The sequence below is a fragment of the Ardenticatenales bacterium genome (assembly GCA_020634515.1).
GTDB lineage: Bacteria > Chloroflexota > Anaerolineae > Promineifilales > Promineifilaceae > JAGVTM01.
This window is the reverse complement of sequence record JACKBL010000006.1, coordinates 93,498-114,006: the sequence shown is the minus strand read 5'-3', so window position 1 is coordinate 114,006 and position 20,509 is coordinate 93,498. Positions and strand designations below refer to the sequence as shown.

The window sequence follows — 20,509 nt, the reverse complement described above, 5'->3', positions numbered from 1 at the left end:
TGTGTGGTAAAGTTAGCCCGGCAACTGGAGCAATATCCAGAATAGTGCCAATCGTATCTTCTCAACAAAGTGTGGCAAAACTGGTTGAGCCTGTCGAAACCAACGGCCTTCGACAAGCTCAGGCTGCGTTTCCCCCGAAATTGTTGAGAAGTTGCCTCCAGCCTGGGAAAACACAATCCGCTTTTCCCATGATAACAACGACGGAGAAAAACGTGATACCTATTTCCAAACCCTATATTGGCGCGGAAGAACGGCAGGCCGTGCTGGCGGTGCTGGATTCAGGCTATCTGGTCCAGGGACCCGTGACCGCCCAACTTGAAGAGAAATTCGCCACCCTCTGCGGCGTGCAACACGCCATCGCCACCTCCTCCGGCACCACGGCGCTACATCTGGCCCTGCTGGCGCACGGCATCGGTCCAGGCGACGAAGTGATCACGTCCTCGTTCACCTTCATCGCCACGGTGAATAGCATTTTGTATGTGGGAGCCACGCCCGTGTTTGTGGACATTGAGCCGGACACGTTTAATATGAACCCGGCACTCGTGGAAGCCGCCGTGACGCCGCGCACAAAGGCGATCATGCCCGTGCATCTGTACGGCCTGCCCTGTGATATGGCCGCCATCGCGGCGGCGGCGGCACGGCATGGGCTGGTGATTATCGAAGATGCGGCGCAGGCGGTGGGAGCGCGCTTCCGCGGGCAGGTGACCGGGAGTTTTGGCACGGGCGTGTTTAGCCTGTATGCCACGAAAAATGTGATGTCGGCGGAGGGGGGGATGATTACGACGAATGATACCGCGCTGGCGGAGCAGTGCCGACTACTGCGGAATCATGGCATGAAGCGGCGCTATTATTACGAGATGATGGGGTACAATTTTCGGTTGACGAATCTGCACGCGGCTTTGGGCGTGGCGCAGATGGACCGGTTGGCGGATTTTACGGCGCGGCGGCGGGCGAATGCGACGTATCTCAACGCCCATTTGCGCGATGTGATGACGCCACGGGTTCCGGCGGGCTATGAGCATGTCTGGCATCAATATACGGTGCGCGTGCCGGCAAAACGCGATGCCGCCGCGGAACAATTGGGACGCAATGGGGTGGGCACCGGTATCTTCTACCCCATTCCCGCCCACCGACAAGCCTATGTGCGCGAGCGCATTGGCGAGGTCCATTTGCCCGTCACCGGGCAAATGGCCGCCGAAGTCCTCTCCCTGCCTGTTCATCCCCAGTTGAGCCAGGCCGACCTGGAGAAAATCGCCTACGAGGTAAACCGACTATGAGCCTGAAAGCAGCCGTGATTGGCGTCGGCGCCATGGGACGCAACCACGCCCGTGTCTACGCCGACCTGCCCGGCGTGACCCTGGTGGGCGTGGCCGACGTGGACGCCGCGCAGGCGCAGGCCATCGCCGAGCGATACAACACACACGCCTTCGCCGATTATCGCCGCCTGTTGGACAAGCAGCAGCCGGACATCGTAAGTATTGCCACGCCCACGGTAGACCACCTGCCCATGGCCCTGGAAGTGATCGCGCGCGGGATTCATCTGCTCATTGAAAAACCGATAGCGTACAACGTGGCCGAGGGGGAACAAATCATCGCCGCCGCGCAAGCGGCTCAGGTCACGCTGGCGGTCGGGCATATTGAACGCTTTAATCCCGCCGTGATTGCCTTGAAACAGCAATTGGCGGCCAACACGTTGGGGCGCGTGTTCCAGATAGACGCACGGCGACAGGGGCCATTTCCCGCCCGCGTGAAGGACGTGGGCGTGGTGATTGACCTGGCCGTTCACGATCTGGACGTGATCCGCTACGTGAGCGGCGCGGAAGTGGTGCGCATTTTCGCGGAAACGGAGCGGCAAATTCACAGCGAGCATGAGGACTTGCTCACCTGCCTGCTGCGTTTGAGCAATGGCGCGGTAGGCACGCTGGCCGTCAACTGGCTCACCCCCACCAAAATCCGCGAACTGCTGGTGACGGGAGAGGGGGGCATGTTCCGCGTGGATTACCTGACGCAGGACCTGTACTTTTATGAAAACGCGATGACCAGCGTGACGGATTGGCACTTGCAGCTCTTGCGCGGCGTGCGCGAGGGGCGCATGATTCGCCACGTGGTCGCCAAGCGGGAGCCGCTACTGGCGGAATTGGAGACGTTTGTGGCCGCTGCGCGGGGCGACGGGGCGGTGGCCGTTTCCGGGGAAGATGGGCTACGGGCGCTACAGTTAGCGCAAGCGGTGGTGCAGTCTGGCCTGGAGCATCGTGTCGTCCAAACCTTCCGGGAAGCTGTTTGATCAAGACCGGCCCCCATCCCCTCCCCCTAATATGCAGCCCTCCATCAGGCATATCTGCACCGCCGTGAATACCGACCAGCCATGTGCCGGTGTGAGGCTGCCTCAGTCACGGTTGTGTCCGGTTCGTCAGCAACCCAACGATAGAAAGAAACCATGCCGGCAAGCGCCGATACGGTCCCGCTCCCGGCGCAAAAATGCGTTTCTTGAGCGAACGCCTCCGGTCATCAAACATATCTGCCTCTCCGAAATTGAAAGCACGGCCTGGCGTCAAATGACATCTATCACGGGCAACGTGGACATTATTCACTATATGTGTTGCCGCTATTCTAGCATAATGCCTGCATATCCGTTTGTTGGGCAGCGCTACAATCAATCGTAGAGACGAGGTTGATGGCCTCGTCGGTAAACACAATGCAAAAATCACATGCCTGCAGGCAGTTTTTGGCGCGTATACGCCCAAAACTGTCCCAAAAGGTGGGTGTCATGCCCGCCGCTGGCAGGCATGACGCCCACCACGATTAAATGTAGAGCGGCCTTTTGCTATCCACGAGCATGACACACGCATTTTAACTGCGGCAACTTCACTGAATATGAAGGAGGAAATGACGATGTCTGGCAGAAAAACCGTATGGGGCTCACTGTTGTTAACAGTGGCCCTTTTTGCTTTTACCGGCATGATTACCGCCAGTTCGCCGCCGGATGGGGTTTTGTTAACGCCCACCGAGCAACTGGGAGAGTTTTTGTTTTTTGACACAAATCTATCAACGCCGCCCGGACAGTCCTGCGCAACCTGCCATAGTCCGGAAGCGGGATGGACCGGGCCGGATTCAGTTATCAATGCCGGAGGGGCGGTCTATCCAGGGGCTGTCCACACCCGTTTTGGCAATCGTAAACCGCCGACGGCGGCGTACGGCGGCGAAAGTCCGATCCTGTTCTATGATGAAGCGGAAGAGTTGTTCATTGGCGGCATGTTCTGGGATGGCCGGGCCACCGGTTGGACATTGGGCGATCCATTGGCCGAGCAGGCGCAGGGTCCGTTCCTGAATGCCCTGGAGCAAAACAATCCGAATCCTCGCCTTGTATGTATCAAAGTGCAGTTCTCGTCGTATGCCTCTTTGTTTGAGGAGGTATGGGGACCTGGCTCGCTGAACTGCGTTTCTGACGTAGCCGGGACCTATGAGCGCATTGCCCGGTCTATTTCCGCTTTCGAGCAATCACCGGCGGTTAATCCTTATTCGTCGAAGTACGACTATTACCTGGCGGGGATGGCGGAGTTGACGCCACAGGAATTGTGGGGGTTGGAGCTATTCGAAGGGGAGGCGATGTGTTCTGCCTGCCATCCAAGTGCAGTAGGGCCGGATGGTGAACCTCCTTTGTTCACCGACTTCACGTACGACAATCTGGGCGTGCCTAAGAATCCGATGAATCCTTTTTATGGGATGCCGGCAAAATGGAATCCCGACGGGGATGAATGGATAGATCAAGGCCTGGGCGGATTCCTGGCGCGTACACCCGAATATGCCAACCTGGCAACAGATAACTATGGCAAGCAGAAAGTTCCCACCCTGCGCAACGTAGATTTGCGTCCGTACGAAGATTTCGCCAAATCTTATGGGCACAATGGTTACTTCAAGTCACTGGAGGAGATCGTCCACTTCTACAACACCAGGGACGTTATGCCCACGTGCGATACGTTGGAAAACCCCGAACCGGGCGTCAACTGCTGGCCCGCTCCGGAGGTGATGGAAAACGTCAATTCAGACGAACTTGGCGATCTGGGATTGTCCTCCGACGAGGAAGCGGCCATTGTGGCCTTCTTGCGGACGCTGAGCGATGGATTCCTACCCTGATAGCCATTAGCGCCTCGTTTTCCTGGCAACTTTAGCCGATGCCGGTCTGTTCTTCATTTGGAGACAGACCGGCATCGTTTTTTCCCTCAGACGGATGCGCCCTAAGCCAGATTGGACCAATTTTCTCTGGTGAAAATGGCCATTGAGCGCCTGAAATTGGTCCAATCTCCAGAGAGCGTTAGTAGCTACCATTCTTGAAGAATGAACCAATCCGAATAAGAAAGTGCTTGACAATCGGGGCCGGCTACGCTACTATTTCAACCTGCGTGCGGGCCTGTAGCTCAGTTGGGAGAGCGCTACAATCGCACTGTAGAGGTCAGGAGTTCGAGTCTCCTCAGGTCCACTTAATAACCGCATATGCAGAAAAGCAATGAACAGGAGTAGTAGGCGCGCCATGATGACAGAGAGTGGCTTCACCGGCTGAAAGGGCTACAAATATGCGCCGAACTCGCCTGGGAGCAGCGTTGGCGAACAGGGCGAAGAGATTCGCCCCTAGTAGTCAGCGACGGGTCGCACACGTTACGTGTTTGAGTGGATGGTGGACGACCATTTGTCTGGCAAGTGGCGTCAAGCCTGTTGCACTTATCGGAAAACGTAATAGAATATGCTCCCGTTGCGTTTGACGGTTTGTTTTGGGCCTGTAGCTCAGTTGGGAGAGCACCACAATGGCATTGTGGGGGTCAAGGGTTCGAGTCCCTTCAGGTCCACTAAAAGTGACCACCATCAATCAGAGTGGTACCGCGGAAAGCCCTTTCGTCTCTGAACGATAGGGCTTTTTTGTGTTTAGTACTTTATCAGTGAGATTCTTGTTCAGAAGGCAAGAAAATCATCAAAGATTACGCAGATTTCGCAGATAAAAGAAAGAATCTGCGTAATCTTTGAGACAAACCTTTTTGGTTATGGCTTGTCTACGTTAGGACTGGCGCAAGGATAAGACTCGAATTGCAGCGCCAGTTTGAAGGAGCGGTGAGGAAACAACTTGGTTGTCTTGTTTAATTCCCGCTCCTTAATTGAACGGTCGGCTGACGATGGAAGAGATTTGGATTGAGACCCCAAAAGGAACCGTATATGGCCGGTATGCCGGCATTCCCGGCAACCCCCTGATCCTCGGCATTCACGGCTGGAGTCAACAAAACGGCTGGCACACCTGGGAACCCCTGCTGCCGCCACTGGGCGCAGCCGGTATGCACGCCGTCAGTATAGACATGCCCGGCTGGGGCCAAAGCCCCGCCTGGGAGCCGGGTCCCCTGCTGCCCGCCGCCGGTGTTCCCGTTATCCTGTCCATCCTGGACAGCCTGGACGCCCCCACGGCCAGCCTGATGGGCAAAAGCTGGGGCGGGAGCGTGGCTATTGAAACGGCGCTACGCCATCCCGGACGCATCACCCACCTCATCCTTACCGCGCCTGCCTTTCGGGACTGGGACCGACTGGCAGGCCTAACCCAACCCATGTTGCTGGCGTGGGCGCAGGATGATCCCGTGATACCGTTTCATTACGCCGCACAGTTTGTGGACGCCATCCCCCACTGCCAACTCCAGACCTACCCCACCGGCGGGCACAATGCCGCCCCAGAAAACGCGGCGCACTTTGCCCCCATAGCCACAAAATTCTTGCAGTAAACGAAAAGCGGGGCGAAAAGCCGTGTTCACCGCTTTTCACCCGCGAGATAGAAACGCACGAATAATCGGCCTCCATGCCGGCAAATTGCTGCCTGCCGCCACTGTTATCCCGAACACCCACGCCCGTTTCGAGATGTGAGTGAATACGCTGCCAGCAACGGCCAACGAATGACTTGCGACCACCAACAACGCTTCGAGGAGAACATCATGACCCAGACAACCTATGTGCCCGGTGAAGTTGAATCGAAATGGCAAAAACACTGGGAAGATACAAAGCTGTATCGCCAGGTGATTGACAACGAAAAACCGAAATTCTATGCGCTGACCATGCTGCCCTATCCCTCCGGCGATCTGCACATCGGCCACTGGTACGCAATGACGCCGAGTGATGCGCGCGCCCGCTATATGCGCATGAAGGGGTTTAATGTACTGTTTCCCATGGGATTTGATGCGTTTGGATTGCCGGCGGAAAACGCGGCCATCAAACGCAACATCCACCCCACCAAATGGACCTTCGCCAACATTGAACGGATGCGCGGCCAGATGCGCAGCATGGGCGCTATGTTCGATTGGGAACGAGAAGCCGTCAGCGCCGATCCCAGTTACTACAAATGGACACAGTGGTTCTTCAAGAAACTGATTGAACAGGGACTGGCCTACCGCGCCCTGGCCGCCGTGGACTTCTGTCCCCACTGCAATACGACACTGGCGCGCGAACAAGTGTGGGGCGAAGACCGTCACTGCGAACGATGTGGCACGCCCGTGACCAAGAAGATGATGGAACAGTGGTTTTTCAGGACCACGAGCTACGCCGAAGAGCTGTTGGATTTCGAGGGCATCAACTGGCCGGAGCGCGTGAAGACGATGCAGACCAACTGGATTGGCCGCTCCGAAGGCGCGGAGGTCATCTTCACCACCGAATTCGAGGACGAAATCCCCATCTTTACCACCCGTCCTGACACGCTGTGGGGCGCGACCTTCATGGTTTTGGCTCCGGAACACCCGCTGGTGGACAAAATCACCACGCCGGAGCAAGCGGCGGACATCCTGGCGTACCGCGAGGAGGCCAGCCGCATGACGGAGATTGACCGCGAGGCCGCCGACCGCGAGAAGACGGGCGTCTTCACGGGAGCCTATGCCATCAATCCCGTCAACAACGAGCGCATTCCCATCTGGGTGGCGGACTATGTGTTGATGAGTTATGGCTTTGGCGCGATCATGGCCGTGCCGGCACATGACGAACGCGACTTTGCCTTTGCCACGAAATACGGCCTGCCCATTGTGGAGGTCATCCGCATGCCCGGACGCAGCGACGCCGATGGACCCCTGACGGAGGCGTACACATCCAAAACGGAAGGCACACTGGTGAACTCCGGTCCGTTTACGGATACGCCCGTGGACGGCGCTGCCGCGCGCGTGACGGACTGGCTGGAGGAAAATGGCCGCGGCAAATTCGCCATCAACTATCGCCTGCGCGACTGGCTGATCAGTCGCCAGCGTTATTGGGGCGCGCCCATCCCCATTGTTTACTGCCCGGAGCATGGCCCGGTCACCGTTCCTGATGATCAACTGCCGATAGAACTGCCCACGGACGTAGACTTTCTGCCCACGGGCGAAAGCCCTTTGAATATGCACGAAGGCTTCCTGCACACCACCTGCCCCATCTGCGGCCAGCCGGCGCGGCGGGAAACGGACACGTTGGATACGTTCATGTGTTCATCCTGGTATCAATATCGCTACCTGAGTCCGCACTACGATGATGGCCCCTTTGACCCGCGCGAAGGAGCGTACTGGCTGCCCGTGGACCAGTACACGGGCGGCATCGAACACGCCACCATGCACCTGATTTACACCCGCTTCTTCACGAAAGCGATGCGCGACATGGGGCTGGTGGATTTCGATGAGCCGATGCTGGCGCTGTATAACCAGGGAATGGTGTTGGGCGAGGACAACGAGAAGATGTCCAAGTCGCGCGGCAACGTGGTGGCGCCGGACGCGCTGGTGGAACGATATGGCGCGGACACGGTGCGCACGTACTTGATGTTCTTTGCCCGCTGGGACCAGGGTGGCCCCTGGAACTATGACGGCATTAAGGGACCGCAGCGGTTCCTGCATGATGTGTGGAGCATCGCCCAGCATGAATATCAAGCGGGTCAAGTGGAGGACGCGGCGGATCGGGCGCTGCGGCGTAAGACGCACCAGACCATTCGCAAAGTGAGCGACGACCTGGAGAGCTTTTCTTTCAACACGGCGGTGGCGGCGTTGATGGAACACCGGAATGCGATTGAACAGGCGCGGCGGGCAGGGAATGTGTCCGCGGCCAGTTGGGAAGAGGCGGTGCGCAGTGTGCTGCTGCTGCTGGCTCCAATTGCACCGCACATCACCGAGGAACTGTGGTCGCAGCGCGGGCAGCCGTACAGTGTTCACCAGCAGGCGTGGCCGACGTGGGACGAAGAGATTGCCCATGAGGAGACGATCACGCTGGTGGTGCAGGTGAATGGGAAGGTGCGGGATAAGATTGAGGTAGATGCCGGCATTAGCGAAGCAGAGGCCCAAGCCGCCGCCCTGGCCTCCGAGCGCGTACAAGAGTGGTTGAACGGCTCCCCGCCGCGCAAAGTGATCGTCATCCCCGGTCGCCTGGTGAATATCGTCATTTGACAAGGGCGCATCCAAGTAACCGTCCGAAAAAAGTGTGAAGTTGTTTTCGGACGGTTACCAGGTGAACATCCAGAATTTCGTTCTCCCCAAGATTGGCACATTCTTGGAGAGTGAACCAATCTGAAGAGAGGATCATGCAACGTATTATTAAACTATTCGTCGCGGCGGTTGTCGTTGTTGTTTTGTTGGTGCTGATGGGACGCTTTTGGGCGGCGCGGAGCGCGCCCGCCGCGTCAACATTGGGCGTCGTCGGCGGGAAGCTCCCGCCCTGCCCGGATTCGCCAAACTGCGTCTCCTCGCAGACAGCGGACGCGGAACATCAAGTAGACGGTATTCCATTCGTCGGAGATGCGGCGGCGGCGCAGGCGCGGATGCGGCAGGTGCTGGCGGAAATGCCGCGCACGCGCATTGTCGTGGACGAGCCTGGCTACCTGCGCGCCGAGTTCCGCACGCTGATCTTTGATTACGTGGATGACGGAGAATTCTACTTCGATACCGCGGCCGGCGTTATCCAGGTGCGATCCGCGTCGCGCCTGGGCTACAGCGATTTGGGGGCCAATCGGGCGCGAATAGAAACAATCCGCACCGCTTTTGTCTCTCAATAAAGCAGCCGTCGGCGACCGGAGGGCAACGCTAGCAGGCTGTCGGCGAAGGCATTCTGCTTCTCATTAGGACACCGATTGACGCGGAAAAACGCGGATTCAGGCTTTTTTGGCCGTGAGAATCCGCGAAATCCCGCGAAATCTGCGTTCCTGGAGATTGGACAAATTTCACGCGCTCAATGGCCATTTTCACCAGAGAAAATTGGTCGAATCTGGCTCAGCAGTTACGTTCTATCTTTCTTTTTCCGATAGGCTGCTAGAGGGCGGCCAGCACGCGCGCGGGCGTGAAGGGGAGGCGGCGCAGGCGTACGCCGGTGAGGGCGTAGAAGGCGTTGCCCACGGCGGCGGCCACGGGGCCGAGGGGCGGTTCGCCCACGCCACGCGGGATGCCGTCGGAATCGCGCAAGTGAACGTCGATTTTGGGCGTATCCGCGATGGTCAGCAGCGGGTAGAGGTCGAAGTTGGAGGGCGTGACGACGCCATCCTGGACGGTCATTTCCTCAATCAAGGTGGAGCCGAGGCCCATGATGATCGAACCCTGCACCTGGGCGGTTGCGCCGTCTGGGTTGATGACGAAGCCGGGGTCCAGGGCAGCAACGATGCGCTCCACGCGGATTTTACCGCTGGCGCGGTCGAGGGAGATCTCGGCGACCTGGGCGGCCACCGTGTCTACGTCCAGGCTCCAGGCGATGCCGCGGGCGCGTCCGGGAGGCAGCGGCGTCTCCCAACCTGCTTTGTCGGCGGCAAGTTGGAGGGTGGCGCGGATGCGCTGGCCGAGGGGATCGTCGCCGAGATGGTCGAGGCGGAATTGGAGCGGGTCGCGGTTGGCGGTGTGGGCCAGTTCGTCCATGAAACTTTCCACGGCGAAGGTGTTTGCCAGCAGCCCCAGGCCGCGCCACCACCCTGTGCGCACGGGGAGTTTGATGCGCCAGGCGGCGGTGTGTCGGTGGGGAATGCCGGCATATTGAATCCGACCTCCACGCCATGCCCCAAAATCCGCCCCCATCACCGTTGCCGCAATCGCCGGGAAAAACGGGAAAGCCACATCTCCGCTCGCCTGTTTGTGCTCCAACGCCGTGATCCGCCCGCCATCCAGCCGCGCCGACAGGCGGCTATGCGTGGGCGGGCGAAAATAGCCATAACGCATCTCCTCGTTGCGCGTCCAGCCGACGTGGACGGGGCGACCCACCGCCTGCGACAGACGCGCCGCTTCCACGGCGGCTTCGATATTCAGCTTGCGCCCAAATCCGCCGCCGAGGTAGGTGGGGATGACCTCAATCTGCTCCGCGTCCATCTTCAAGACGCGCGCCAGTTCCCTTTGCACTGTGACCTGGGCCTGCGTAGAGGCCCAGACACGGGCGGAATCCGCCGTCACATCGGCCAGCGCCGCCTGCGGCTCCATTTGCGCGTGAATGGCGAAGGGGGTGCGATAGTCCGCCGCGACGTCAACGCGGTCACGCAAGTAGCGGGTGGCGCTTCCCTCTTTCTGAATGGTGATGCCGCCGCGCGTGCCCACGGTGACCAGTGATTCCAGTTCCCCCTGCTGCCACAACTTGCCCTGGTCCCAATCCACCTCAATGGCGGCGGCCCCGGCCCACGCCTGCGCACGGGTAGCGGCAACCACACCGGCAAAGCCATCGTCAACGACCACCTGGACGACGCCGGACAGGTTGGCGGCGCGTCCTGGCTGGGCAGCACGCATGGTGGCGGCGATGGTGGGCGGATGAACAGCCGCGCCGTAGAGCATATCGGGCTGGCGCAGGTCGTATCCGTAGATGGCGCTGCCGGTGATTTTTGCCGGCAAATCCACGCGCGGCACCGATTGACCCACCAGACGGAATGCGGCAGTCGGTTTGAGCGGTGCTTCCTCTTCCGGCACTTCCCACGCGGTTTGACTGGCGACCAGTTCACCGTAGGTGAGTCGCCGGTCGCCGGTTGCGCTCTCCACACCGCCGGCGCGGGCAACGAGTTCCGCCACGGGCAGGCTCAGGAGTTCCGCCGCACGTTGGCGCAGCATTTCTCGCAGGGTAGCCGCGGCCTGGCGCAGCGGCACGTAGGAAGAGGAGACGGACGTGCTGCCCCCCGTGCCCATGGCATCTTCCGGGCCGCGATGGGTGCTGCCCTGAATGACGGTGAGCTGCGCCATTTCGATTTCCAGTTCTTCGGCGGCGATTTGCGCCAGCGCGGTATGCACGCCCTGCCCCATTTCGACCTTGCTCACGAAGAGGGTGATCTCGTTGTCCGGGGTGATTTCAAACCAGGCGAAGGGACCGCCCGCCGGACCGCCGGGTGGTCCGCCGGCGGCATCGAGTTGTTCGGCGATGAAGAGGCGTAGCGGGGCTTTGCCGAGCGTGACGCCAAGCGCCAGGCCCACGCCGGTTGCGCCCAGGCCGATGAGGAAGCCGCGGCGTGTGACGCGCCATTTTCGTGTCGGTGTAGAGGAGGAGTCGGTCATGATAGAAGTCCAGAGAGATGAATTAAGCGGGAAGAAACGTGGATGGGGCTACAGTTTGGCGGCGGCGTCGGAGATGGCCGTTTCGATGCGAGCATAGCAGCCGCAGCGACAGTAGTTGCCGTTCATGGCTTCGCGGATCTGTTCGGGGGTGGGAGAGGGGTTTTGCGCGAGGAAGGCGGCTGCCGTCATCATTTGTCCGCTCATGCACCAGGCGCACTGTGGGACTTGCGCGTCGAGGAAGGCGCGCTGGACGGGATGGAGTTCGCCGTCTGGGGCCAGTCCTTCGATGGTGGTGATCGTTTTGCCGGCAACCGCGCTCACGGGCGTGATGCAAGAACGGATAGCGACGCCGTCCACATGGACGGTGCAGGCGCCGCAGATGCCCGCGCCGCAGCCAAATTTTGTGCCAGTCAGGCCGAGTTCGTCCCGCAGTACCCACAACAGCAGTGCGTTCTCATCGTTAACCGGGCGAACCTGGTCGTTTATCGTCAACTCCATTATTCCCTCCGAGGAAAGTGGTGGGGACGGGTGAGGTCCTTACGTTGGCCGGTATGGGCGCGTTATTGCGCGCCACCATGGGAGGGGATTATAGCAGACCATCCGCCAGTTTGTCCAGATAATGCACATGAATTCATCAAAACTTAGGATTTGTTCAGTTTTCGCAAAGATTCCCCGACTTGTTTTGTGAAGGCGTAACGACTAACGCGCTCTGGAGATTGGACCAATATCTTTGGCCAGAGAGAATGGGGCCAATCTGCCTTAGCAGTTACGTGAAGGCGGCTTTTGCCGGAACAAGGCCGACGGGTTTGGCGCGCGCTGAGGGCGGACATCACCGCCTTCGGGCGGACATCACCGCCCCAGGGCGGACATCACCGCCCCAGGGCGGACATCATGGATTTGGCGAAATCAATTTCGTCCTGGTTGATGGTGTGGCCCATTTGGGGGTAGATGCGGATGGTGGTGATGGCTCCCAGGCGGCGCAGGATGTCGCCGCTCTCATGGACGCGCGGTTCGGGGATGTGGTCGTCCACGTCGCTACAACCGATGAAGATGGGGGTTTGTTGGAGATTGCCGGCATAATCTCGGGGCGCGTCGTCTGGTCCAATGAGGCCACCGCTGTAGGCAATGGCGCCACCGTAGCTGCGCGCATGGCGGGCGACGTATTCCAGGGCCAGGCAGGCGCCCTGGGAGAATCCGAGGAAGAAGATGTGGGTGGCGGGAATGCCGGCATTCTCCACATAAGCGACCACATCCGCCACCGCCGCCAGCGCCGAGGAGAGAAACGGCTCATTACGCGCCAGCGGGGCCAAAAAGCGGTAAGGATACCAGGTGTTGTTGCGCGCCTGTGGCGCCAGGTAAGCGAAATCCGGCTGCTTTAGTTCCACCGCCAGGGTGAGAATGCTTTGCGCCGTGGAGCCACGCCCGTGGAGCATGATCATGGCCGCGCGCGCTTCCGCCAACGGCTTTCCGGCGATGAGGACGGGTTGGTTTTGGTGAATGGCGTGCATAATCACTCTTTGATGGGGCGCAGGGTGGCTTCAATCTGGCGGCGGCGTGGTTCCAACCAGGGGGGCAGCTTCAGATTCCGGCCCAGTTGACTCACATCTTCATCCACGGTGAAGCCCGGTCCGAGAGTTGCCAGTTCGACGATGTGCCCGTCAGGGTCGCGCGTGTAGATGCTCTTGAAGTAGATGCGATCCATGACGGGGCTGACGGGAATGCCGGCACGCACAATCCGTTCTCGCCATTCCAACTGCGTCTCCTCATCCGGCACAGCCAGAGCAAAATGGTGCGTCTGGCCCACGCCATGACGCGCATGGCGGCGGGATGGGTCCCGCTCGAAATAGGTGATCAGCGTACCAGGCTGCCCTTCCCCCACGCCCCAATACCAGTGCGCGGAGCCAGGATCATCAAAGTTACTCGTCATCTTTACGCGCCGCATGCCCAACAGCTCGCCAAAGAAGGCGTGCGTGCGGTGGATGTCCGTGCCAATGGCCGTAATGTGGTGCATCCCGTGGCGCAGCGCCATCGCCGGCGTGATTGTGGGCACGGGTTCCGGCCACGTCGTCGCCTGAATACGCGCCCGATCCCGATTGTTCACCACCATTTCTGGCGGCGGTTCCCGGAGAGCCATTCCCAGTTGGTCCGCGGCTTCGTCAATGGTCCAGCCTGGCCCATCCGTAGCGATCTCAATGATCGCTCCATCCGGGTCGTTGAAGTAAATGGAAGTGAAATAGTGGCGATTCAGCGGACCATCCACGGCCAGCCCCAGGTCGGTGAGGCGGCGCTTCCATTGTAGCAATCCGGCGTAATCCGACACGCGCAAGGCAAAATGGTGCGTGCCCCCAATGCCCGGATAGCCGCGTGGCGCATCAGGCCACTCGAAGAAGGTTATGGCTGTGCCGGGACGGCCTTTTTCGTCGCCGAAATAGAGATGATAGCTTCCCGGATCGTCGAAATTGACCGTTTTCTTGACAAAGCGTAAACCCAGAACCTGTGTATAGAAGTCAACCGTGCGCCGGGCATCGAGGCAGCCGAGCGTGATGTGGTGCAGGCCAAGTATGGTCATGGCATTCTCCAGGGGAAGGGGGCCGCAGGACGTCTCATGACGTGGCCGTGAGGATGGGTGGGGACACGGTCGCCAGGCCGGTTTGCGCACCGCGTTCCAGGCGCAGGGTCCAGTCGCGCAGGGCGTGCAGCAGGCGGCGGAGGCGTTCGCGGCTGTCCGGGTTGGTGAGAATGCCGGCATCATCGAACTGTTCCCAGGCGCGCGCCAACATCAGGGTAGGCGCATTGAGGACATACATCTGATTGTGCAGCAGGATTTCGCGCAGATGCAATTGGGCGCGCACCGTGCCAAACATGCCGCCCGCGCCCACGATGGCCACGGGCTTATGGTCCAGCGGTGCGTTTGGGTCTGGCCTCCGGCGGGAAGCCCAATCGATGGCATTCTTGAGGACGCCCGTGGTGGAGGCGTTGTACTCCGGGGTGGCGATGAGCAGGGCGTCGGCGGCCTGGATGCGCTCGCGGAAGGCGAGAACGGATGCGGGTGTGCCTTCCGCCTCGACGTCGCTATTGAAGAAGGGAATGTCGTGCAGGTCGAAGATTTCCAGGCTGGTGTGGGCGGGCAGAAGTTCCTGGGCGGCAGCCAGCAGGGCGCGGTTGTAGGATTGGCGGCGGAGACTGCCGGCAAAACCGAGAATGTGCAGGTTTCGTTCGTTGTGCATGGTGCAGGTCCTTGTCGGTGAGGCCGTGATGGGGAAATGTACGCGCTCAGGCGTGCATGAAGGGGGGCAGATAGAAGGAAAGGAAGTTGAGGGGCCGTGCGCCGGCCGTGATCGTGGGCGCGTCCGCATCTGACGCGGCCAGCAATACGTCGTACAGGTCCACGTCGGCGGTAAGGGTGGCGGAGTCCAGGCTACCAGAGCCATCAACGAAGTAGAGGAATAGCTCTTCGTCGTCCTGGGGCAGTTCCACCATTGCCTTGCCGCCGGCGGGGAGAATGGTGCTGGTGAGGCGGGCGGTGACGTGCGCATCCGTCGCGCCGGCCGGGCCAATGATGTCGCGCACAATGCCGTCTCCGTGTTGGCGTGGGGGCATCTGGCTCAAGGGGATCTGTTCGTAGTGGGGCGGCAGGCCCATGTATGCCGTATCCGCCACGAACCAGATTTGGATGACGCGGGCATATTGGCCGGTAAGGTTGAGTTCCTGGTGCATGATGTAGTTGCCGGAGAACATGCGCTGCACTTCTCCGGCGGCGATTGTGCCCCGCCCGCCGGTGCTGTCTTCGTGGTAAAGCTGCCCGTCAATGACGTAGGTGTAGATTTCCAGGCCGCGATGGGGATGCCAGGTGAAGCCGTTGTAGGGGGCGATCTGGGTCATGTGCGCGGTGAGCATGCCGCTGAGGCGGCGCAGGGGGCTGTAGCCGCCGACGGCGAAATGGGAGTGGAGCCAGTGGACGGGGTGGATGGTGGGGAAAGTGCCGGCATCATAAAACCGTAACGATCCGCGCACATCAAGTCCTTCAATGTGGCTGTCGAAATAAGGACGGCGCATCGCTTGTTTCCTTCGAGAACGGAGCGCGGATCAAATCAGACAAAACAATGATCCGCGCCGCCGCTGGAGATTGGACCAATTTCAGAGAAAATTGGTCCAATCGGCTTAACAGTTATGGCGGACGGTTACGAAGCAGCGATTGTGGTGACGGTCTTTGTCGTGGCGATTTGTCAGCCAATCACTGCTTCTGGCTGCTTCACAAGTTCGAGTTCGATTTCGATCTTGATGTCGTTGCCGACGAGCAGGCCGCCGGTTTCCAGGGCCTGGTTCCAGGTGAGGTTCCAGTCGCGGCGGTCGATGGTGGCTTCGGCGGAGAAGCCGGCGCTGGTGGCGCCCCAGGGGCTTTGGGCTGTGCCGGCATAATCCACCGCCAACGACACCTCCCGCGTAATGCCCCGAATGGTCAGGTCGCCGATCAGCTTCCCGGTCTGGGCGCCGGTCTGCTCCACGCGCTTCCCCTGGAACGTAAGCGTGGGGTAATTCTCCACGTCGAGGAAGTCGGGCGACTTTAAGTGACCGTCTCGTTGAGATTCGCGGGTGCTGATGCTGTTGGCGTCAATTTCCACCGAAACCATGGTCTGTTCCGGGTTGTTTTCGTCAAAATTGATTTCTCCACGGAAGGCGTCAAACCGCCCGCGTACTTTAGAAATCATCATGTGGCGTACCGTGAAGAGAATGTGGGAATGAGCGTGATCAATTTGCCAGGTCATTGTAGAACTCCTTCGGGAAAAGATAACAGTTGGAAAAAGGTGACTATACAGGTCATCTGCCCAGATTGGACCAATTTGCTCTGGTTGAATCTTATTGATGTCTACAAAATTGGTCCAATCTCTCGGAGACGTGAATAGTTACGGAAAAAGTTGATAGTCGGCCGTCGGTTGTGTTCGCAGCGCCACCACGGTCATGATCGACGTCAATCTGCATGGTGTATTGCCGCTTGTAGCGTCTTCTTGAGATTGTGGTAACTCCTACGCTCTCTGGAGATTGGACCCATCTAGCTTAGCAGTTACAGATTGTGCTACAACAATCGAAGTGGACTCAAGTCCGTTTATGTGCTAGAATAATAGCGGACTTGGGTCCGTTTGTCAAATTACAGGCAAAATTGGCCGCCGACAGTAGGCCAAATGGGTAGCATGGAAACAGAACAGTTCTGGTACAATGACGTTATGGTTGATTCGATTCTTTTGCATGGGATTCTCTTGACGGAAGATGCCGGCAGCGGCGAACGCGCCGACGCCGCCGCCAACCGCGTACGCTTGCTGCAAGCGGCGGAGCAGCTCTTTGCAGAGCGTGGCGTGGCCAACGTGAGCATGGCGGACATCGCTAAAACTGCCGGCGTGGGCAAGGGTACACTCTATCGGCGTTTTGCCCACAAGGGGGAGCTGTGCCTGGCGCTAATGGATAGCCAGTTTCGCGATTTTCAGAATGTCATACTGGGCCGGCTGCGGCAGATGACGATGACCGACGTGCCCATGCTGCACCAGTTAAACCAATTCCTGGACGCGCTCGTCTATTTCAATGCCGACCACATGCTGTTGCTTTGTGAAGTGCAGCACAGTGGGATTCCCGCCGACGAGAACACGGCTCCCTACTTCTGGCAACACTTGACGGTGCAGGGGCTGCTGCGCGGAGCGGTGGCGGCGGGGGAGCTGTCGCCCGACCTGGACGTGGAACTCCTGGCGGACGTGGTGCTGGCGCCGCTGCGGCCGCAATCGTTCCGCTTTTTGCGCGAGCAGCGGGGTTTTGAATTGGACCGCATCAGCGCGGGTATACAGTCGTTTGTCACGAATTTGGGGAGGGGCTGCCAGGAACACCCGGCGGCCAGATGAGAAGGAAACAACTAGACACTGGCGTTTGGGGTGAGGAGTGCGGCATCCTCAGATGCCGCCTGTTCGCATCTGAGGATGCGAACTCCTCAAAATCACATTGTTGAGGTACTAGACACTGGCGTTTGGGGATTGGCGGCCTCAGCCGGACCACATAAGGCGGTTTGGCCTGGCTAAAGCCGCGACTCCGACCACGAAATGTGGATTTCACCAGACTTCAGGAAACAACAACGCCGCTGCCGGCATTTTGGCAGCGGCGTCGTTTGTGTGTAGCGCGCGCGACGGCGTTATTTTTGCCGTCTGCGCCGCAGGAAGAAGATAACCAGCAGGACCGTGATGAAGCCGAACAATGCCGGCAACCACGGCGGCACGGCGGGCAGCGGTTCAGGCAAAACCGCGGGCGGCACTTTCGCCTTTTCCCAATCAACATTGCGGGCGCGCGCCCCGGTCGTGTCTACGTCGCTAAAATCCGCGCCACGCACATCCACGCCCACAAGTTGACTGTTACGCATGTCCGCGCCCGTGAGGTCGGCTTCCGCCAGATTCACACCCACCAGGCGCGTATCAGGGAGTTCCGCTTTCACCAGTTTGCTTTGTCTCAGATTAACGCCGACGAAGCTCGCGTTGGTGGCATTGGCCTCGCTCAAGTCACCCTGTTCCAGGTTGGCGCCGACCAGCTTGGTGCCGATCAACTGCGATTGCGCCAGGCTGGCGTCAAGCAAGTTGACGCCGCTGAGCGTGAGCCGGGAAAGGTCCAGCCCGGTCAACTTGGCGTGCGCCATGTTGCGGTTTTTCCGCAGCGCCTTCATGAATTCCTGCCGTGAGGCGAATGTTACGTTTCCATTGGTTTCGGTCATGGTAGACTCCTGTGAAAATAATCTTCCCGGAAGCTCAACACGGATGAGAGCCTTGGGCAACAGCTTCCGGGAAGATGTTGTCATTTGTGGTGTCGGTGATGCCGCCCCTTCGTGGAAGAAGCATCCACGCAGTTTTGACGCCGACGGTGGTTGTACTGATTACGAATTAGGCATAGAATTGGCTGTTTGGCCTCTTCTACGATTGTAGCTGGCCACCAACCTTCAGCATAGCATAGTTGGACGGGGATGTCAGGTGACGTTCATCACGGGTGGCGTTTCCGTCTGTTAGCGAGTGGCTTAATGACGTGGTTCAAAACGAGAGCGGGGTTGTTGTGGCGGGAAATGCCGGCACAATACCGCGCCAACTTCATTCATCTTTTCCTCGACATTGCCTGGTTTGGCGTCCTCAGCGGCAGCGCGGTCGCCTTCATCAGCGTCTACATCGTGCGCCTCGGCGGCAACGGCTTTCAGATCGGCCTCGTCAGCGCCATTCCCGCCATCATCTCCATCGCCATTGCCCTTCCTTCCGGCTGGTGGCTTAATCACCTACGCATCGACAAAGCCGTCTTCTGGTCGTCCGTCCTCTTTCGCTTCTTCTACCTGCTCTGGGTTCCCATTCCCCTCCTGTTTACCCCCGCGGGCCAGATATGGGCCTTCCTGGTAATCATCCTCGTCATGAGCTTGCCGGGAACCATGTTGGCCGTCGGTTTCAACGCCCTTTTTGCCGCCGCCGTGCCGCCCGAATGGCGCGGGCAAGTGGTAGGCGTGCGTAACGCCCTCCTGGCCATCACCTTCACCCTCACCTCGCTACTCAGCGGCTATCTGCTTTCTCATCTGGCCTTTCCCCTCGGCTACCAGGTCGTGTTCGCCATTGGATTCCTGGGTGCGGCCATGAGCAGCTTGCATTTGTGGCGCGTGCGCGTGCCGCCGCCGGTTGGTTTGCAGCACAATCATCGTGGTTTGGGGGACATTGCCCGTCCCGGATTTGTGCGCTCCCTGGGGGACACCATCCGCCCCGCCGCCGGGCTACGCTATCTGCTGGAACGCCAGACCCTGCGCCCGCCCAGTTTGCGCGTCTGGCGCGGCGCCTTTGCTCCCGTTTTACTGGTGCTGTTCGCCTTTCACCTGACGCAATACCTGGCGATTCCTCTGTTCCCGCTCTTTTGGGTGGAGCGACTGCAATTGACGGACCAGGTCATTAGTCTGGGCAATGCCGTGTTCTATGTGGTCGTCTTCCTCGGTTCCACCCAGTTGGGGCGTATCAGCCAACGCTGGGGACACCATCGCGTGATGGTGACGGGGGCGTTGGTGATGAGCCTCTACCCCTTTCTCACGTCACAGATGCGCAGCATTGGCTTGTTTCTGTTCACGCAGGTCGTCGGCGGCGTTTCCTGGACGCTGGCGGGCGGCGCGTTGGCGAATTACATTCTGGAGCATATTCCCGATGATGATCGCCCTGCGCATCTGGCGTGGTACAACATGGCTTTGAACGTGGCGATTCTGTTTGGCTCGTTGGTGGGACCATTTGTGGCGCACAAGGTGGGGCTGGTGACGGCCCTGGCGGGGATCGCTCTGCTGCGCCTGGGCAGTGCGGTGGCTATCTGGCGCTGGGGGAATGGGCGGACGCGGAGTGATTGACGTGATGGGCCGCGGCTGTTTCATCAGGCGCGGTTGAGTTTCTTCATGGCGGTGATGCCCTGGATAAGGTAGTAGAGGAACATGGCGCGGGCGAGGTAGCCGATGAAGCCGGGATTGCCGCCGGCCTGGGCGACGAAGTAGTAGCCGAGGATGCCATCGAGGGTGTAGACGGTGACGCCGCTGTATAGTGCCGGCACGCTTCGCTGTCGCTGCACCAGCACACCCAACCCAATGAGAACAAGGCCGGAGAAGATGGAGCCAATGCCGGCAATCCCCATCGTCTCGAATTGCAGCGGGTCCAACTGCCACAGAAGCTGGGCCAGTCCCAAACCCGCGTTCAGCACCCCCACCACGTAAAGCACGAGATAGGCACGTTTATAGGACAGATTGATGTCCGGCACGGGCAGCGGCCACAGCACCTTGTCATCCTGCTTGACGACCAATTGCTCCAAGCCATCCTTCCCTGACAGTCGCAGCAGGAGGCGCGAGCCATCCGGTAGGGAGAAGCGCGCGCCTTTTTGCAGCGCCTTGCGTCCCTCCGGCAGGGCGCCGACCGGCTCATCGTCGCAGGTGATGGTCACGTTTTGCCACTGGTTTTCCCACGTGATCCGCAGTTCCTGGCGTGATTTACCTTTGAGGGCGTAGGTTTGTGCCGGCATTTACC

At 59.5% G+C, this 20,509-nt stretch carries 17 protein-coding genes and 2 tRNA genes; 10 read left to right on the top strand and 9 right to left on the bottom strand.

The features are described from left to right. Positions 1-212: 212 nt before the first annotated feature. From H6650_16405 to H6650_16370, 8 genes are all read left to right on the top strand, one after another. Positions 213-1,277 (top strand): DegT/DnrJ/EryC1/StrS family aminotransferase, encoded by a 1,065-nt coding sequence (locus H6650_16405; protein MCB8953588.1) that lies wholly within the window; start codon positions 213-215, stop codon positions 1,275-1,277. After that, on the top strand, positions 1,274-2,284 hold the full coding sequence (locus tag H6650_16400) for a Gfo/Idh/MocA family oxidoreductase (GenBank protein MCB8953587.1): 1,011 nt from the start codon (positions 1,274-1,276) through the stop codon (positions 2,282-2,284). The genes H6650_16405 and H6650_16400 overlap by 4 nt, the downstream gene beginning before the upstream one ends. Before the next feature lie 590 nt (positions 2,285-2,874). Beyond that, entirely contained in the window at positions 2,875-4,134 is a 1,260-nt protein-coding gene (locus tag H6650_16395) for a cytochrome C (protein ID MCB8953586.1), read from the top strand. Positions 4,135-4,404: 270 nt separating this feature from the next. After that, a tRNA-Ala gene (locus H6650_16390) sits at positions 4,405-4,477 on the top strand. Positions 4,478-4,768: 291 nt separating this feature from the next. Beyond that, positions 4,769-4,841: transfer RNA gene (locus H6650_16385), tRNA-Ala, on the top strand. Positions 4,842-5,162: 321 nt separating this feature from the next. Further along, a complete protein-coding gene (locus H6650_16380) occupies positions 5,163-5,753 on the top strand; it encodes an alpha/beta hydrolase (protein MCB8953585.1) in 591 nt (196 codons plus the stop codon). 207 nt (positions 5,754-5,960) lie between these two features. After that, positions 5,961-8,411, top strand: a complete 2,451-nt coding sequence (locus H6650_16375) for a leucine--tRNA ligase (protein ID MCB8953584.1) — start codon at positions 5,961-5,963, stop codon at positions 8,409-8,411. 134 nt (positions 8,412-8,545) lie between these two features. Continuing rightward, positions 8,546-9,016, top strand: coding sequence for a DUF1499 domain-containing protein (locus tag H6650_16370; protein ID MCB8953583.1), 471 nt, complete (start codon positions 8,546-8,548; stop codon positions 9,014-9,016). Positions 9,017-9,269: 253 nt separating this feature from the next. Here H6650_16370 and H6650_16365 read toward each other — a convergent pair whose 3' ends face one another. From H6650_16365 to H6650_16335, 7 genes are all read right to left on the bottom strand, one after another. Next, entirely contained in the window at positions 9,270-11,468 is a 2,199-nt protein-coding gene (locus tag H6650_16365; GenBank protein MCB8953582.1) for a xanthine dehydrogenase family protein molybdopterin-binding subunit, read from the bottom strand. Between the two features lie 48 nt (positions 11,469-11,516). After that, on the bottom strand, positions 11,517-11,966 hold the full coding sequence (locus H6650_16360; GenBank protein MCB8953581.1) for a (2Fe-2S)-binding protein: 450 nt from the start codon (positions 11,964-11,966) through the stop codon (positions 11,517-11,519). A 371-nt stretch (positions 11,967-12,337) separates the two neighbouring features. Then, positions 12,338-12,976, bottom strand: a complete 639-nt coding sequence (locus H6650_16355) for a dienelactone hydrolase family protein (protein MCB8953580.1) — start codon at positions 12,974-12,976, stop codon at positions 12,338-12,340. Positions 12,977-12,978: 2 nt separating this feature from the next. Beyond that, positions 12,979-14,037, bottom strand: coding sequence for a VOC family protein (locus tag H6650_16350; protein ID MCB8953579.1), 1,059 nt, complete (start codon positions 14,035-14,037; stop codon positions 12,979-12,981). Positions 14,038-14,071: 34 nt separating this feature from the next. Then, on the bottom strand, positions 14,072-14,695 hold the full coding sequence (locus H6650_16345) for an NAD(P)H-dependent oxidoreductase (GenBank protein MCB8953578.1): 624 nt from the start codon (positions 14,693-14,695) through the stop codon (positions 14,072-14,074). Between the two features lie 46 nt (positions 14,696-14,741). Next, on the bottom strand, positions 14,742-15,524 hold the full coding sequence (locus H6650_16340; GenBank protein MCB8953577.1) for a pirin family protein: 783 nt from the start codon (positions 15,522-15,524) through the stop codon (positions 14,742-14,744). A 170-nt stretch (positions 15,525-15,694) separates the two neighbouring features. Further along, a complete protein-coding gene (locus H6650_16335; protein MCB8953576.1) occupies positions 15,695-16,234 on the bottom strand; it encodes a YceI family protein in 540 nt (179 codons plus the stop codon). A gap of 423 nt (positions 16,235-16,657) precedes the next feature. Between H6650_16335 and H6650_16330 the strand changes: the two genes are divergently transcribed. Continuing rightward, the gene (locus H6650_16330; GenBank protein MCB8953575.1) at positions 16,658-17,353 is read left to right on the top strand and encodes a TetR/AcrR family transcriptional regulator; all 696 of its coding nucleotides are present in this window, start codon (positions 16,658-16,660) and stop codon (positions 17,351-17,353) included. A 284-nt stretch (positions 17,354-17,637) separates the two neighbouring features. Here the strand turns inward: H6650_16330 and H6650_16325 are convergent, their stop codons facing one another. Further along, positions 17,638-18,207 (bottom strand): pentapeptide repeat-containing protein, encoded by a 570-nt coding sequence (locus tag H6650_16325; GenBank protein MCB8953574.1) that lies wholly within the window; start codon positions 18,205-18,207, stop codon positions 17,638-17,640. 300 nt (positions 18,208-18,507) lie between these two features. Between H6650_16325 and H6650_16320 the strand changes: the two genes are divergently transcribed. Further along, positions 18,508-19,845 carry an MFS transporter gene (locus H6650_16320; protein ID MCB8953573.1) on the top strand — a complete coding sequence of 446 codons (1,338 nt, stop codon included), beginning with the start codon at positions 18,508-18,510 and terminating at the stop codon, positions 19,843-19,845. A 23-nt stretch (positions 19,846-19,868) separates the two neighbouring features. On the opposite strand, the gene H6650_16315 is transcribed toward H6650_16320, so the two are convergent. After that, the gene (locus tag H6650_16315; GenBank protein ID MCB8953572.1) at positions 19,869-20,504 is read right to left on the bottom strand and encodes a hypothetical protein; all 636 of its coding nucleotides are present in this window, start codon (positions 20,502-20,504) and stop codon (positions 19,869-19,871) included. Positions 20,505-20,509 lie beyond the last annotated feature (5 nt).